Here is a 15,255-nt window from a genome sequence, read left to right as displayed (position 1 = left end):
CCTCTACACCAGCCCCCGCACCCTCCAGCGCCGCCTCGCCGAATCCGGCACCACCTGGCGCCTCGAGGTCGACCGCGCCCGCAAAAGGCATGTGGAAGACCACGATTCCCGGCGCGTCTCGAAACTATGACCCCCCCGGACAGCGTGCTGCTGGCACGGTTCGTGCTGGTGCGGGCGCGCGCGGCGGGGGTGGACGCGGTGGAGCTGGCGCGGGCGGCGGGTATCGGGCCGGGTGCCCTCGACGGGGCGTCGGGAAGCGTTCCGGGGCAGTGTTATCCGCGGCTATGGGAGTTGTTCGAGCGGCAGATCGAGCAGCCGCAGGTGGGATTGCTAGCGGCCGAACGGTATGGAATGGGGGAATTGGGGTTGATGGACTATTTGGTGGCCACCGCGCCGACCGTGGGCGAAGGGTTCCGGGCCGCAGCGGAATTCGGCTCACGGTTGACCACCACCAGACGAATGGACGTGGTCGCCGACACCGAGCGACACCTGACCGTCGCGGCGGCCACCACGGCCGAGGGGCGTGGCGCGGAGCTGGCCGCCCAGGCCAGCTTCGCGTTCCTGGTCTCGCGGGCCCGCCTCGCGGCGAAGGCCCCGATCGCACCGGCCGCGGTCACCTTCCGGCAGCCCGCACCGCGTCACCACGCGGCGTTTACCGAATTCTTCGGCACCGCCGCGATCGAATTCGGGGCCGACGCCGACACTCTCACCCTGCATCACGCCGATCGCGACCGGCCGCAGCCCGGTGCGGATCCGAGCCTCGCCGCCGTGCTGCGCCGCAGCGCGGCCGTCGCCACCCTGTCCACACCCCCGGCCCGCGCCTGGGTGGATCTGCTTGCCGCGGAGTTCGATTCATTGCCGCTCGCGACCGTGACGCCGGACGACATGGCCCGGCGGCTGGGTATCAGCGCCCGGACACTTCGGCGGCGGTTGGCGGCGGCGGGCACCAGTTGGAGCCGGGAGTTGGCCGGCGCGCGCGGCCGGGCCTTGGGGTGATGGGCGCTCGTGACTAATCGATCCGATTGCCACGACAGCATTCTCATGGCGCGTTTCGCGTTGGAGCGGGCGGCCCGCGCCGGACTCGATCCGGACCGCATCGCCCGGCTGGCAGGCGTGCCATCCTGGCGCGAGGGCGGTGAGGGCACCCGGGTGGCCCCGCGCTGCTGCCTGCGCGCGTGGGAGCTGCTGGAGCAGGAGTCCGGCGATCCCGATATCGCCCTGCGGGTTTCGGAGGAGAGCACCACCGGCGAGTTCGGGCTGCTGGAGTACCTGTTCCTGTCGGCCGCGACTCTGGGCGCCGCCCTGGACGCGTGCGTGCGCCACAGCGGCAGTCTCACAACGAGTTACAGGTTCCGGATCGCGGAGCGCTCCGAACACGAGGTCTGTTACGAAGTGGTCTCGGTGGTCGACGACTGCCGGGGTCGAGAGCTGTTGGTACAGGCCACCTTCGCCCTGATCGTCGGCCGGGGCCGCGCGGCCACCCGGTATCCGGTGGTCCCGTCCCGGGTGCGCCTGCGGCAGGCCGCCCCGGCCCGCCTCGACGCCTTCGCCGAGCTGTTCGGCACCCGCGCAATCGAATTCGGGAGCGACGCCGACACCCTCACCCTGCGGACGACGGATCTGGCGCTGCCCATGAAGTCCGCCGATCCCGAATTGACGGCGGTCCTGCTGACCTACGCGGCCACCCTGCCCGCCACTCCCGAATTCGGGGTGACCTGGCTGGATCAGCTCGGCGATGCCCTCGACACCGCCCTCGCGGACGGCGTGGCGACCCTCGAAGTGGTAGCGCGGCGGCTGCTGACCTCACCAAGATCATTGCAACGGCGCCTGGCCGACGCCGGAACCACCTGGCGCCGCGAGGTGGACCGCGCGCGCCGCCGCAGATTGCAACGGGCCGAACACCTTCCACGCGCCCAGCAGGCGGAATTCCTCGGATACGCCGATCCGGCGAGCCTGCGGCGGGCCGTGAACCGCTGGCGCGACCGCCCGGATTCCTAGAAACCCGACCCCGCTCGCACGCCGAAATCGCACCTACCGTACGGTATTCCGGCAACCACACAGCTAGGTTGGCGTGTCCCCGGCCGGTTTGGCGTCTTCGGAACTCCCCCGCGGCGTCCCCGGAAACAAGACTGGTCGGATACGCCATGACGCGCCGGCCGCGAGGCACGCCACGGCGTTACGGATGTGTGGTCGCGGCCGACGCTGTCCACGGCCACGCATCCACCGCACCATCCACCGGACCGGTTAATCGATTGGAGCTTCCTCGTGGCCCACACCGCAGAAACCGCCACCGCGTACGTCGTCACCGCCGTGGAGGCCAAGGGCACCGCCACCCGGCACGACTTCGACATCCCGGCGATCGTCAGCGCCACCCACAGCCTCACCGAGAGCTGGGATTTCCACAGTGTGGACCGGAACATGTTCTGGAACATCGTCGCGACATTCCTGGAGCACTAGACGCGGCATGGGTGAGATCGACGGCGCCGCCACCGAGACCGGTGGCGGTCCGGTCGCGGACGCCTATTGCAGTTCTACGGAACTATTCAGCATTTTGACTTTCGATATCGAATTCGATACGTTGGCTTCGCACCTCGATAGGCGAGGCTCCTACACGAACACAGGCCACTGATCCGACGACGTCGAGAGACGCCCAGGCTCAGGACAGGTTTCCCCGGATTAAGGGGTTACCCCAGGTGGCTTCCCGAACAACGGGATACGTCGTGCAGTGCCGAAGCTCTGACGAGAGGGGTGCCCGTACGCCGTTCGGCGTGGCCACCTCCCCGTGCGATGGATTATCGATCCCGACGCCCGCGTGCGTCCCGGCGAGAAGGCGGTGAGAGAAGACATGCAATCCGGCGACAGTCCGTATCCGAGTCCGGGTCGACCTATGACCCTCTCCCTCTCCCGCCGCGATCAGACCTGAGCGCAGCCCCTTCGGCATGCCCGAAAGCTCTTGCGGCGGAGCAACTTCCGCAGAGGAGCACAATCATGGCCGTCATCGCCATCACCCCGCGCACCGGCACGCTCACGGCGACGCTGAGCGGGATCGCCCGCCGCCTCACCGTCCGCGCCCGGCTCACCGACCAGGAGCGCCACAACATGCAGGCCGCCCGCTCGCGGGTCGCCGTCTACACCGCCTCGCTGGGCGGACACCCTTTCCACAGCTGAAATAGAGAATTTCGCAGCGTAATTCCGGTAACAATTCCCGCAATTACGCATTCAACCGATGCCGTCCGCACAAATGTGCGCGACGGAATTCAATGCTGCCCCGATACCCGTGCGGGCAGCCATTGCATGAGGGGAACACCCGATGAGGATCCGCACGCTCATGATGGCCGCGGCCACCGCCGCCGCCACCATGCTCACCGTCCAGGCCACCGCCTATGCCGATACGCCCGTTCCGAACGACACCACGCTCGCCGACGCTCCGACCTTGCACGTCGACGCCAAGATCGTCGGGCAGGCCGTCGAACTGCACACCGGTCTCGGCACGCTGCGCGTCGCCGACCGGCACCTGCAGATCGTCGATCCGAAAGGCGTTGTGGTCGGCGCGATTCCGCTGACCCTGGTCAAGGGCGACACGGCCTACCCCGTCGACGCGCACATCGACGGCAATGACGCCACCCTGACCCCGGCCACCGATCGCACCCGCCTGCTCACAGACGACGAGCGCCGCCTGCTCTCCCCGGCCGCCGCGGCCATCGCCGGCGGTGACAGCCCCGAGGACCGGATGAACGACGCCATGGCCAACGCGAATACCGAACTGGGCCTGGCCGTCTCGGTCGGCACCCTGCTCGGCGCGATCATCGGCGGCCCGCTCGGCTGCGTCTTCGCCGGAGCCCTGGGCACCTTCATCGCCACCCCCGGTATCGGCACAGTGGCCGGGTGTCTGCTCGGCGCCGTCGCCGGGGCGGGCATCGGTGTGGTCGCCTTCAACCTGCTGATCGGTGTACCCGCGCTCATCGCCTCGGGCATCCACGCATACAACGTCATGACCGCGCCGCCCGCCGAGGACAACTGATGACCGCAGAACTCGTAATCCCGAACAGCCCCAAGACATCTCCCGATGTCGCGCGGCCGCGCACCGGGTTGCGTCCCGCCGACTACGCACTGGTGGCCGGTGTGGTCGTGCTGACGCTGCTGGTGCTGAAGCTGGGTCGCGACATCTCGGTGCCGTGGGTGCCGGGCGACAGCCCCGACGCCGTCTCCACCGATCTGTCGAACCTGCCCTACTACGCGGCCCGCACCACGCTGCGCATGTTCCTGGGCCTGGGCCTGTCCATGGTCTACACCCTGGTGGTGGGCCAGCTCGCGGCCCGCTCGCGGCGGGTGGAGAAGATCTTCATCCCGATGACCGACATCCTGCAGTCGGTGCCCGTGCTGGCGCTGGTATCGATCACGGTGACCCTGTTCATCGGCCTGTTCCCGGGCTCGATGCTGGGCGCGGAGGCGGCCTGCGTGTTCGCCATCTTCACCGCGCAGGCCTGGAACATGGCCTTCGCCTACTACCAGGCGCTGCGCAATATCCCCCGCGAACTCGACGAGGCCGGGCGCATGATGCGCCTGACCCGCTGGCAGCGGCTGCGCCACGTGGAGATTCCGGCGGCCACCATTCCGCTGGTGTGGAACGGCATGATGAGCTTCGGCGGCGCCTGGTTCATGCTGGCCTCCTCCGAGATCATCAGCGTCTCGGGCCGGGATCAGGCCCTGCCCGGCATGGGCAGCTTCATCGCCGCGGCCACCTCCGACGCCGCCGTGGGCAAGCTGATGGCGGGCGCGGGCGTGATGGTGCTGTGCATCGTCGCGGTCAATGTGCTGTTCTGGCGGCCGCTGACCGCGTGGGCCGAGCGGTTCCGGGTGGAGCAGACCGAGGCCGCGGTCGCCCCGCGCAGCCTGGTGCTGGATCTGGTGCGGCGCAGCACGATTCCCGCGCGGGTCGGGGCGCGGCTGCGGCCCGTCGGCGAGGTCGTCGACCGCGCCATGCGGGTGTTCGGGCGCAGCACCCGCTCCGCGTGGGACGACAAGCGCGGCAGCCGCGCCGGGGATGTGCTGTTCTTCGGCCTGGTGTTCGCCGGAATGGCCTGGGGCGCTTGGACCTTGGCCACCTACCTGGACCGGACCGTCGGCTTCGCCGAATTCGGGCCCGCCACCGCCATGGGCCTGGTCAGTCTCAGCCGCGTGGTGGTGCTGCTGATCGTGTCCACCATCGTGTGGGTACCGATCGGCGTGTGGATCGGCATGAATCCGCGCATCTGCCGGTTCGCGCAACCGGTGGTGCAGGTCATGGCCAGCTTCCCGGCGCAGTTCCTCTACATCTTCGTGATCGCGGGACTCACCTACACCGGCATCTCGCTGAATATCGGCGGCACTGTGCTGATGGCGCTGGGCGCGCAGTGGTACGTGCTGTTCAACGTGATCGCGGCCGCCGGGCAGATCCCCACCGATCTGCGCGAGGCCATGGACGATCTCGGCGTGCACGGCCGGGAGCGCTGGAAGTCGCTGATCCTGCCCGCCATCGCACCCGGCTACATGGTCGGCGCGATCACCGCGTTCGGCGGCGCGTGGAACGCCACGCTGGTCGGCGAGGTGGTCGACTCCGGCAATACCCATCTCGAGGCGTTCGGCCTGGGCGCGTACATCACCAATGCCACTTCCCATGACGAGTTCGCGAAGGTGCTGCTCGGCACCCTGGTCATGAGCATCGTCACCGTCGCCATCAACCGGCTGGTCTGGCGGCGGCTGCAACGCACGGCCGAGCAGCGATTCGCCTTGAACTGAAACATCTTTCGAAAGGAGGGCAGGCCATGACTCTCACCATGAACACTGCCGCCCCCATCATCACCGTCGACAAGGTCACCAAGAACTTCACCAACCCCTCCGGCGAGCAGCTGCCCGTGCTCTCGGACGTCTGCCTGGAACTGCGCGAGGGCGAAATCGTCGCGCTGCTGGGCAAATCCGGCTCCGGCAAGTCCACCCTGCTGCGCATCATCGCCGGGCTGGTGCAGCCCTCGGCGGGCACCGCGCGGCTGCGCGAGGCGGAGATCACCGCGCCGAATGCCAGCACCGCCATGGTGTTCCAGACCTTCGCGCTGCTGCCCTGGCTGACCGTGCGCCAGAATGTCGAACTCGGACTGCGCGCCCAAGGGGTTTCGGCCTACGAGCGCGGCGAGCGGGTGACCGACGCCATCGACATGATCGGGCTCGACGGCTTCGAGAACGCCTATCCCAAGGAGCTTTCCGGCGGCATGCGCCAGCGCGTCGGCTTCGCCCGCGCCCTGGTGGTGCAGCCGGAGGTGCTGCTCATGGACGAGCCGTTCTCGGCGCTGGACGTGCTCACCGCGGAGAACCTGCGCGGCGAGCTGATGCGGCTGTGGGCCGAGACCGCCTTCCCCACCAAGACCATGCTGATGGTCACCCACAATATCGAGGAGGCGGTGCTGCTCGCGGACCGAATCCTGGTGCTGGACAACAATCCCGGGCGCATCAAGGGCGAGATCCGGGTGGGCCTGAGCCAGCCCCGCGATCCGCGCAGCCCGGCCTTCCAGGCCCTGGTGGATCAGGCGTACCGGCTGTTCACCGACGGCGGATTCGACGGCGACCGGGCGAGCATCGCGCCGACCCCCACCACCCGCCCGCTGCCCGACGCCGGGGTGGACGGCATCGCCGGCATGCTGGATCTGGTGGCGGAGCAGGGCGGCCGCGCCGACCTGCCGGATCTGGCCGCCGGGTTGCGTTTCGAGGTCGACGATCTGATGCCGCTGGTGGATGCCGCGACCATGCTCGGCCTGGCCACCGCCGCGGACGGCGACCTCGAGCTCACCGTCGACGGGACCATGTTCACCCAGGCCGATATCGACAGTGCCAAAATGATTTTCGCGCGGCTGGCCCGCGCCAAGGCGCCGCTGGTCGCGACCATCGATCACGCCCTGGGCACCGCGCAGAACCATCGCATGCGCGACGGGTTCTTCCTGGATCTGCTGCGCCGCGGCTTCACCGAGGAGTCCGCCCAGCAGCAGCTGCGCATCGCGATCGACTGGGGCCGCTACGGCGAACTCTACGAATACGACGCCGACGAGCACCTGCTGATGCGGGACCCGGCGGCCTGAGGACAGGTGCGGCCGCCCGAGCCGGGCTCAATTCGTCCGGGACCGTGGGACTTCCGCGATAATGCGGTACCGACGGCCCCGGACGAGTTCGGGTCGGTAGCGCACGGCCGGATCGGCCATGATGGGCCGGTCGCTCCGGCTGTCCACCGTCATGATCGCGCTCGTGACCAGCATGGTGTTCTTCATTCTCCCGGCCTCATTCTCCCAGGTGTTCGATCGGCCCGAACTGCTGCTCGTAGTTGCTCATGCTGTCGTTCAGGGTCTGCATCAGCCGAAAGACCATGGACGGCGGGAACTTCACCCGGGTCACCACCTGAACAGGTTGCCGCACAACGGGTCTGCCGCTGTCGTCGACGCCGGGATCGGTGGGCAGGTGCACGACGAAGTCGAGGGTGAAGTCGGTGCGGTTGTACCAGCAGGTGAAGCCGTTGGCGTAGACCCCGGCACTCCAGGCCTCCGGCACGATCACCTCGACGTTCACCGGTGGTGTCGCATCCGTCATGAGTACACCTCCCCACCGGTGATCTCAGCTACTGACGCGACGAGAACTGCTGCCGGGTCTGCTGCCGGAATTGCTGGAGCTGCAGCTCCTGCTGACTTGCTCGATCCTGTGCGCGGGTGGCCTGATCATCGGCCTGCTGCGCCAGCTGATTGGCCTGATCGGCCTGATCCTGCGCGCTCTGCGCCTTCTGCTGCGACTGCGCGGCCTCGTTCTGGGCCTGCTGCGCCTGGTTCTGCGCCTGCTGGGCCTGGCTCTGCGCGCGGTCCGCCTCGTTCTGCGCCTGCTGCGCCTGGTTCTGGGCCTGGTTGGCCTGCTGCCGGGCCTGCTGCGCCTGCTGCGTGGCCTGGTTGGCCTCGCTCTGCGCCATATTCGCCTGATGCTGGACCTGCCGCGCCTGCTGCTGCGCCTGCCGGGCCAGGCTCTGCGCCTGTTGCGCGTACTGCCGTGCGCTCTGCGCTTCCTGCCGGGCCTCGTCGACACGCATCTGGAACACGTCGATATCCCGCTGGCTCACGGTGCCCTCACGCGTCGCTTCCGCGGTCTCCTGTGCCATTTCGACTCCAATGCATCCGTTGGGGGGATGTCTACTTCTGGGGGATGTCCACTTCACCGATGGAGTGTGACGTGACAATCCTCTGCCCCTTGGGAATTGGCCGCAATGCGCCCGGAACCTGTTCGAAACATCTGACCGGCGAGTAGCTAGGATTCGAAAATCGGTATGGCACAGGGTTTATCGAATGATCTTGGATGTGCACATGATCGGCAAACCATGTCAAGGGGCGGTACGCCGGGCACGGGCGCGGCGCTTGCCCTCGTGCATGGCCTGCACCCGCGCGACCGGGATGGTGTGCCCCTCCTCCACCAAATCCGCTGGGAGTTCCTGAGGTTCGGGCATGGCCTCGGCCCAGGGGTCGCGGTCGCCGAGCAGTTTGGCGGCGGTGCGGATGGTGAAGTCGTGCGGATCGACGCTCGGCAGGTCGGACCAGGCAACCGGGAAGGAGACGGTCGCGCCCGGGCGGATACGTGGGCTGTATACGGACACCACCGTCGCGCCGCCCGCCCGGGTCGAATCCAGAAACACCTTGCCGCCCCGGTCTTCTCGAATGAACGCGGTGGTGGCGAGAGCCGGGTCGAGGCGTTCGGCGCGCGCCGCGATGGCGCGGGTGGCCGCCGCCGCGTCCTCGAGATCGATGCCGGGGCGCACCGGTACGAAGATGTGCACGCCCTTGGAGCCGCTGGTTTTCACCGCCCCCGCCAACCCGTCGGCCTCCAGGGCCTGCCGGATGAGCTCTGCGGCCGCCACCACCTGACCGAAGGCCGCGTCCGGCGCGGGGTCGATATCGAGCACGAGATGCGTCGGGCTGCCGGAGTAGTCGGCTAGGCCCTCGGCGAGCAGCAGGGTCACGTGATACTCCACGGCCCGCTGATTGCCGAACCACAGCAGCGTGCGCACGTCGTCGCACACCGCGTAGGAGATCTCGCGTTTCGAGCTGCCCGCCCACAGCGTCGCCCGCTGGACCCAGTCCGGGGTGTACTTGGGCAGGTTCTTCTGCATGAAGGGTTCCTGACCGGGCCGGACCCGCACCACCGAGAGCGGGCGGCCGCGCAGCGACGGCACCATGCGCTCGCCGACCGCCTCCAGATAGTCGATCAGATCGCCCTTGGTGGCCTCGGCCCCGTCGAACAGGGGGCTGTCGAGGCTGGAGAACTTCAGCCCGGCCCGTGCATCGTCACCCATCGACCCACCATGCGCGCGGTCGTGTCCCATGTCCAGTCGATAGCCCCGTGTCCAGTCGATACAGCGTGTTTGGTTTTCCTCGAGGACCGCTCGAGCCGGGATTCACATACTCGGACCGCGGACAGCGACGTTCGGGATTTGTCTCGCAGTAGCCCCGGCTACCAGCAGGATTCGGAAGACAACAATGAACGCCAGTGTGATCGCCATGTTTCCAGGCCAGGGTTCACAGCGTGAGGGCATGGCCGCCCATCTGATCCGGGAGCATCCCGGTACGGCGGGTGCGGTCTTCGAGCGCGCCGACGAGGTGCTGGGCCTGCCGCTGGGCAGGCTCTGCAGCGAGGGTGACGCGGAACGGCTGCGCGCCACCGAGATCGCGCAGCCCGCGATCCTGGCCACCTCGTACGCCATCTTCGAGGTGCTGCGGGCCGAGGGGTTCGCGCCGGACCTGGTGACCGGGCACAGCCTGGGCGAGTTCACCGCGCTCACCGCGGCGGGGGTGCTGGATCTGGCCGACGCGCTGCTCCTGGTGCGTCGCCGGGGCGAGCTGATGGCCGAGATCGCGGCGGCGGTACCGGGCGCGATGACCGCCGTGTCGGGGGTGCCCGCGGATCGCATCGAGGAGATCTGCGCGGGCATCGACGGTGTGGTCGAGCTCGCCAACTACAACGCGCCCGACCAGTCGGTCATCTCGGGCACGGCCGCGGCGGTGGCGGACGCGGAGGAGCTGCTGCGTGCGGAGGGCGCGGGCTCGCTGGTCGCGCTGCGGGTCGGCGCGCCGTTCCACTGCTCGCTCATGGCCGCGCTCGAGGACCGGTTCGCCGCCGACCTGGCGGTGGCCGAGTTCCGCGACCCGGCCATCGACGTTCTCAGTTCTGTGACCGCGCAACGGGTTTCGAGTGGCGACGAGGCCCGTGAACTGCTGCGCCGCCAGCTCACCGCCCCGGTGCGCTGGATCGAAACGATTGCCGCCGCGGCCGATCTCGGCTGCACCGACTACCTCGAGATCGGCCCGGGGCGGGTCCTGTCCGGGCTCGCCAATCGCATGCTCGACACGGCCACCGTGCGCAGCACCCACGACGCGCGCCGCATATCGGCCGTCGTCGCCAGCTACGCCTGACCGAATCACACCGACTGTCAACGTCATTCATCCCCTCGGGCGTCGATGCCCAAGGGGCCCACCGGTGTACCACCACGAAGGAGATAGCCATGCCCGAAACAACCACCGATTTCGCTCCCGCCGTCATCGACGCCATCGCCGACGCCCTGGGCATCGACCAGTCCGAGGTGACGCTCGACGCCACGCTCATCGACGAGCTCGGCGCGGAGTCCATCGACCTGCTCGACATCCTGTTCCGCATCCACCGCGACACCGGCGTCAAGATCGCCGTCGCCGACGTGCAGGAACTGCTGCAGGGCGGCATTCCCGACGACGAGTTCGGCGACGAGAACGAGATCGTCTCCGAGATCGGGCTCGCGCATCTGGAAAAGGTGCTGCCGCAGTTCGATCGCGCCGAGCTCAACGGCCCGCTGCGCGGGGAGCAGGTGCTCGGCCTGGTCACCGTGCGCAATCTGGTCGATCTGGTGGCTCAGCGCGCGGCGGCCGGTCCCGACGAGCAAGCGAGCCCGGCCGAGACCGAGGCGGTCGCCTGATGCCGGGCGATTTCACCGGGCGGGTCGCGCTGGTCACCGGCGCGTCCCGCGGCATCGGGCGGGCGGTGGCGCTGACCCTGGCCGGGCGCGGCGCGGCCGTCGCGGTCAACTACCGCTCGCACAAGGACGAGGCGCTCGAGGTGGTCGCCGAGATCGAGCGGTCCGGCGGCCGCGCGGTCGCCATCGGGGCCGATGTCTCCGATCTCGGCGCTGCCCGCGATCTGGTCGAGCAGACCCGGGAACAGCTGGGCGGCCTGCACATTCTGGTCAACAACGCGGGCATCACCCGCGACGGCCTGCTGCACGATATGGATCCCGCCGTCTGGTGGGAGGTCATCCAGGTGAACCTGGGCGGCGCGTTCAACTGCACCCACGCCGCCGCCGGGCACCTCATGGCCCAGGGCGACGGCGCGATCGTGAACGTGTCCTCGATCATGGGCGAGAAGGGGCTCACCGGGCAGTCCAACTACAGCACCTCCAAGGGCGCGATGAACGCCTTCACGCTGGCGTGTGCGGTGGAGATGGCCCGCTTCGGGGTGCGCGTGAACGCCGTTCTGGGCGGGGTGATCCCGACCGATCTGATCGGCGATCTGCTGCAGCGCGACGGCGGGCGCGGCCGCACCCATGTCCCCATGCGCCGCTACGGGACCGTCGAGCAGGTCGCCGAGGCGGTGGCCTTCCTGGCGAGTCCGGCCGCCGACTACGTCACCGGGGAGCTGCTGCGGGTGGACGGCGGCCTGGCGGTGCAGCTCAGCAATGGCCGCCTGGTCTCCCGCTGATCCGGAAAAGGAGTGACTGCCATGCGATTTCATCTCATCGACCGGATCGAGTCCTGGGAAACGTTGCAGCACATCACCGCTCGCAAACTCACCTCGGTCTACGAGAACGTCTGGCAGCCCTCCGCCGCCGGCCCGGTGCTGCCCTTCGGTCTGGCGCTGGAGGCGCTGTGCCAGGCGGGCGCCTGGCTGGTGCTGCTGAGCTCGGGCCACACCCGCCGCGCGGCGCTGCTCACCGTCGGCGAGGTGACCGTGTACCGCGACGCCGTGCCCGGCGACGTGCTGCGCATGACGGCCCAGGTGGTGCACGCGACGCCGGAGGCGGCGGTGGTGGACGGCTGGATCGAGGTCGAGGGCGAGCGAATCCTGTTCGCCCACAACATCATGTGCGCGCTCATCGAGGCCGACCGGCTCGACGATCCGGCCGACACCGAGCGGATGGCGCGCCAGCTGCTGGGCGAGGAGCTGGTCTGATGCGCGCCACGAATGCGGCCGGACTGCGGCGGGTCGCCGTGACCGGCGTCGGGGCGGTCACCCCGCTGGGCGTCGACGCGCCGAGCACCTGGGCCGGAATGATGGCGGGCCGCAATGCCATCGGGCCGCTCACCACCTTCGACTGCACCACCTTCCCGGTACGGATCGCCGGGCTGGTGCCCGGCTCCTTCGATCCGGACACCGCCGTCCCGGCCGCCGCCGATCGCCGGTGGATGTCGCGGCCGGGGTTGTTCGGACTGGCCGCGGTCGGCGAGGCCCTGCGGTCGGCGGACCTCGATCCGTCGGCCGAGGACCCGTATCCGGCCGCCGAGCGCGGTGTGGCCATGGGCGCGAGCGTGGGCCGCCCGGATCTGAAGCACGTCCTGAAGATCTCCGAATTACGTTCCCGCACCGGGCAACCCGATGCCTTCGTGCCGCCCGCACCGTCGGCGACACTGACCGGGAACCAGAACCTGGCGCTCAACGCCATGGTGCGCCTGGTGGGCGCGACCGGGCCCATGGTCGGCATTCACACCGCCTGCGCGGGCTCCGGGCACGCGCTGGGCGAGGCGTTCCGGCTGATCCAGGAGGGCGATGCCGCCATGATGGTGGCGGGCGGCTACGACTCGCTCACCACCTGGGCCGACATTCTCGGATTCGGCCTGCTGGGCGCGATGACCGTGCGCTACAACGACAATCCGGCCAAGGCGTCGCGGCCCTTCGACGCCGACCGCAGCGGATTCGTCATCGGCGAGGGCGCGGTGGCGTTCGTGCTGGAGGATCTGGAGACCGCGCTGCGGCGGGGTGCGCCGATCCTGGCCGAACTGCTCGGCTACGGCTCCACCATGAACGCCTGGCGCATCACCGATTCGCCGCCGGACGGGTCGGGCGCGATCGAGGCCATGGAGTCCGCGCTCGGCGAATCCGGTTTGGGGACGGGCAATATCGACTTCATCGCCGCGCACGGCACCAGCACGCCGGGCAATGACGTCTCCGAGACCCGCGCCATCAAGAAGGTGTTCGGCGATGACGCCTACCGGCTGGTGGTGTCCTCACCCAAATCCATGACCGGGCATCTGACCGCCGCCGCGGCGGCGCTGAATCTGCTGGCCGCCGTTGGCGCGCTGCGGGATTCGGTGGTGCCGCCGACGTTGAATCTCGACACCCCGGACCGGGCACTGGATCTCGACTACGTCCCCCATCGAGCGCGCGCCATGCCGGTGCGCGCGGCCATGATCAATGCCCTCGCGTTCGGCGGTTCCAATACCTGCCTCGTGGTGGGCACACCCGAGGAGCTGCCATGACCGCGTCCACCGCAGTGCCCGCCCTGCTCGCCGATCTGCCCGCCGCGGGCATCGGCACGCCGGGCTTCGATCGAATCCTGGAGGTGAGTCCGGGAATTCGCGCCGAGGCCCTGCTGAACGTGACCGGCACCCTGCCGTTCTTCGACACCCATTTCCCGCGTCGCCCCATCCTGCCGGGTGTGCTGCTGACCGAGAGCCTGATCGCGCTGGCCGTGCTCGCGGCCGAGGATCCGCTGCTGCGGTTGCGGGTGGCGGAGGGAATGCGGTTCCGGCGCTTCGTGACGCCGGGTGATCAGGTGCGGCTCACCGTCGAAAAGGTCGGTGCCGAATCGGATCCGGCGGAATCGATTTGGCGCGCCGCCGCCACGGTGGACGGGCGGCTCGTCGCCGCCATCAAGAACCTGCGCCTGGCACGCGGGGTGAAGTCGTGACCGGGCGGCGCGTGGTGATCACCGGCATCGGCCTGGTCACCGCGCTCGGCGAGGGCGCGCGCGAGACCTGGGACGCGCTGGTGGCGGGCCGCACCGCCATCGGGCCGCTGCGCGCCTACGACCCGTCGCCGCTGCGCACCCGGCTCGGCGCGGAGATTCCGGACTTCGACCCGAGCCGGTTCCTGTCACCGCGATCCATGCGCACCTCCACCCGCGGCGACCAGTACGGCGTCGCGGCGGCCACCCTCGCCATGCGCGATGCGGGCCTCGAGGAACGCGACCTCGGCCACCGCACCGCCCTGTATCTCGGTGGGAACAAGGACATCTGCCAGCGCGATGACTCCATCGCCGATATGGAGGCCATTCGCGGCGCGGACGGCGGACCGGATATGCGCAAGCTCGGCGAGCTGGCCCGCTCGATCGTGCCGCCGCTGGCGTACGTGGAGGGCCTGCAGAACGGCGGGACCTATCACATCTCGTCGCTGTTCGGGCTGCGCGGACCCAATGCCTTCTACGCGGGTGCGGCCGATTCCGGGGCCACGGCGATCGGGCGGGCGATGCGCGCCATTCGCCGCGGGGAGGCCGACCTCGCCGTCGCGGGCGGTTACGACGACGCCACCAACTGGTGGGCGATGTCGAAACTGGACGGGCTCGGCGTGCTGTCACCGCGAAACGAGCTGGACGTCAAGGCTTTCCGGCCCTTCGACCGGGAGCACAGCGGATCGGTCATCGGTGACGGCGCGGCCATTCTCATCCTCGAGGACCGCGACCGGGCGGTGGGGCGCGGTGCGCACATCTACGCCGAACTCGCGGGCTACGGCATGGGCAACGACTGCGTGCGCCCGCCCGCCTCCGCGCCGGACGGCCGCGGGCTGGCCCGCGCGATCTCGGCGAGTATGTCCGATGCCGCTGTGGTACAAGCGGATTGCGTGTTCTCCCACGGCTGCGCCACCGCGCTCGGCGACACCAGCGAGGTGCGGGCATTGCAGACCGCGCTCGGTGACGGAGCCGCCCGGGCCGCGGTGACCAGCGTCAAACCCCAGACCGGCCATCTGGTCGGCGGCGCGGGCGCGCTCAATGCCGCACTCGCCGCGCTCGCCCTGGATTCCGGCGTGGTTCCCGCCACCGCCAATCATGAAACACCCGCTCCCGGTTGCGATCTGGACATCGTCGCCGGTGCCGCCCGGCCGTCCCGGCCGCGGACCGCGCTGGCCCTGGCCCGCGGTCTGGAGGGCCAGGCCGTGGCCCTCGCCCTCACCCACTCGAACTGATCG

Annotated in this window: 17 protein-coding genes and 1 riboswitch; of the genes, 14 read left to right on the top strand and 3 right to left on the bottom strand. The window is 69.3% G+C overall.

Annotation, left to right across the window (positions count from 1 at the left end; genetic code table 11):
• Window positions 1-126: 126 nt before the first annotated feature.
• From ACAM49_RS20470 to ACAM49_RS20440, 7 genes are all read left to right on the top strand, one after another.
• Window positions 127-996, top strand: a complete 870-nt coding sequence (locus ACAM49_RS20470) for an AraC family transcriptional regulator ligand-binding domain-containing protein (RefSeq protein WP_369637136.1) — start codon at window positions 127-129, stop codon at window positions 994-996.
• Window positions 997-1,005: 9 nt separating this feature from the next.
• Window positions 1,006-1,998, top strand: coding sequence for an AraC family transcriptional regulator ligand-binding domain-containing protein (locus tag ACAM49_RS20465; protein WP_369637135.1), 993 nt, complete (start codon window positions 1,006-1,008; stop codon window positions 1,996-1,998).
• Window positions 1,999-2,265: 267 nt separating this feature from the next.
• Window positions 2,266-2,457, top strand: coding sequence for a hypothetical protein (locus ACAM49_RS20460; RefSeq protein WP_326306908.1), 192 nt, complete (start codon window positions 2,266-2,268; stop codon window positions 2,455-2,457).
• 126 nt (window positions 2,458-2,583) lie between these two features.
• A riboswitch (M-box (ykoK) riboswitch) is annotated at window positions 2,584-2,755 on the top strand.
• Window positions 2,756-2,988: 233 nt separating this feature from the next.
• Window positions 2,989-3,168, top strand: a complete 180-nt coding sequence (locus ACAM49_RS20455) for a hypothetical protein (RefSeq protein ID WP_369637134.1) — start codon at window positions 2,989-2,991, stop codon at window positions 3,166-3,168.
• Window positions 3,169-3,310: 142 nt separating this feature from the next.
• A complete protein-coding gene (locus tag ACAM49_RS20450) occupies window positions 3,311-4,021 on the top strand; it encodes a hypothetical protein (protein ID WP_369637133.1) in 711 nt (236 codons plus the stop codon).
• Window positions 4,021-5,778, top strand: coding sequence for an ABC transporter permease (locus tag ACAM49_RS20445; protein WP_369637132.1), 1,758 nt, complete (start codon window positions 4,021-4,023; stop codon window positions 5,776-5,778). Before ACAM49_RS20450 ends, ACAM49_RS20445 begins: the two co-directional genes overlap by 1 nt.
• 26 nt (window positions 5,779-5,804) lie before the next feature.
• A complete protein-coding gene (locus ACAM49_RS20440; RefSeq protein WP_369637131.1) occupies window positions 5,805-7,106 on the top strand; it encodes a nitrate/sulfonate/bicarbonate ABC transporter ATP-binding protein in 1,302 nt (433 codons plus the stop codon).
• A gap of 196 nt (window positions 7,107-7,302) precedes the next feature.
• On the opposite strand, the gene ACAM49_RS20435 is transcribed toward ACAM49_RS20440, so the two are convergent.
• From ACAM49_RS20435 to ACAM49_RS20425, 3 genes are all read right to left on the bottom strand, one after another.
• Window positions 7,303-7,608, bottom strand: a complete 306-nt coding sequence (locus ACAM49_RS20435; RefSeq protein WP_157514451.1) for a DUF3467 domain-containing protein — start codon at window positions 7,606-7,608, stop codon at window positions 7,303-7,305.
• A 28-nt stretch (window positions 7,609-7,636) separates the two neighbouring features.
• The gene (locus ACAM49_RS20430; RefSeq protein ID WP_369637130.1) at window positions 7,637-8,101 is read right to left on the bottom strand and encodes a hypothetical protein; all 465 of its coding nucleotides are present in this window, start codon (window positions 8,099-8,101) and stop codon (window positions 7,637-7,639) included.
• A 279-nt stretch (window positions 8,102-8,380) separates the two neighbouring features.
• On the bottom strand, window positions 8,381-9,346 hold the full coding sequence (locus ACAM49_RS20425) for a DNA polymerase domain-containing protein (RefSeq protein WP_369637129.1): 966 nt from the start codon (window positions 9,344-9,346) through the stop codon (window positions 8,381-8,383).
• 184 nt (window positions 9,347-9,530) lie between these two features.
• Between ACAM49_RS20425 and fabD the strand changes: the two genes are divergently transcribed.
• The 7 genes from fabD to ACAM49_RS20390 all read left to right on the top strand — a co-directional run bounded on the left by fabD (window position 9,531) and on the right by ACAM49_RS20390 (window position 15,252).
• Window positions 9,531-10,463 (top strand): ACP S-malonyltransferase, encoded by a 933-nt coding sequence (gene fabD / locus ACAM49_RS20420; protein WP_369637128.1) that lies wholly within the window; start codon window positions 9,531-9,533, stop codon window positions 10,461-10,463.
• 89 nt (window positions 10,464-10,552) lie between these two features.
• Complete coding sequence (locus ACAM49_RS20415) at window positions 10,553-10,996, top strand: acyl carrier protein (RefSeq protein WP_369637127.1); 444 nt, start codon at window positions 10,553-10,555, stop codon at window positions 10,994-10,996.
• Complete coding sequence (locus ACAM49_RS20410) at window positions 10,996-11,775, top strand: SDR family NAD(P)-dependent oxidoreductase (RefSeq protein ID WP_369637126.1); 780 nt, start codon at window positions 10,996-10,998, stop codon at window positions 11,773-11,775. Before ACAM49_RS20415 ends, ACAM49_RS20410 begins: the two co-directional genes overlap by 1 nt.
• Window positions 11,776-11,796: 21 nt before the next feature.
• On the top strand, window positions 11,797-12,246 hold the full coding sequence (locus ACAM49_RS20405) for a hypothetical protein (RefSeq protein WP_369637125.1): 450 nt from the start codon (window positions 11,797-11,799) through the stop codon (window positions 12,244-12,246).
• Window positions 12,246-13,550, top strand: coding sequence for a beta-ketoacyl synthase (locus tag ACAM49_RS20400; protein ID WP_369637124.1), 1,305 nt, complete (start codon window positions 12,246-12,248; stop codon window positions 13,548-13,550). Before ACAM49_RS20405 ends, ACAM49_RS20400 begins: the two co-directional genes overlap by 1 nt.
• Window positions 13,547-13,981 (top strand): 3-hydroxyacyl-ACP dehydratase FabZ family protein, encoded by a 435-nt coding sequence (locus ACAM49_RS20395; RefSeq protein ID WP_369637123.1) that lies wholly within the window; start codon window positions 13,547-13,549, stop codon window positions 13,979-13,981. The genes ACAM49_RS20400 and ACAM49_RS20395 overlap by 4 nt, the downstream gene beginning before the upstream one ends.
• Entirely contained in the window at window positions 13,978-15,252 is a 1,275-nt protein-coding gene (locus ACAM49_RS20390; RefSeq protein WP_369637122.1) for a beta-ketoacyl synthase, read from the top strand. Before ACAM49_RS20395 ends, ACAM49_RS20390 begins: the two co-directional genes overlap by 4 nt.
• Window positions 15,253-15,255: the final 3 nt, after the last annotated feature.

It is taken from the genome of Nocardia sp. JMUB6875 (assembly GCF_041154655.1).
Classification (GTDB): domain Bacteria; phylum Actinomycetota; class Actinomycetes; order Mycobacteriales; family Mycobacteriaceae; genus Nocardia.
Note: the sequence above shows the minus strand (reverse complement) of the source record. Positions and strands in the feature narration are given on the sequence as shown.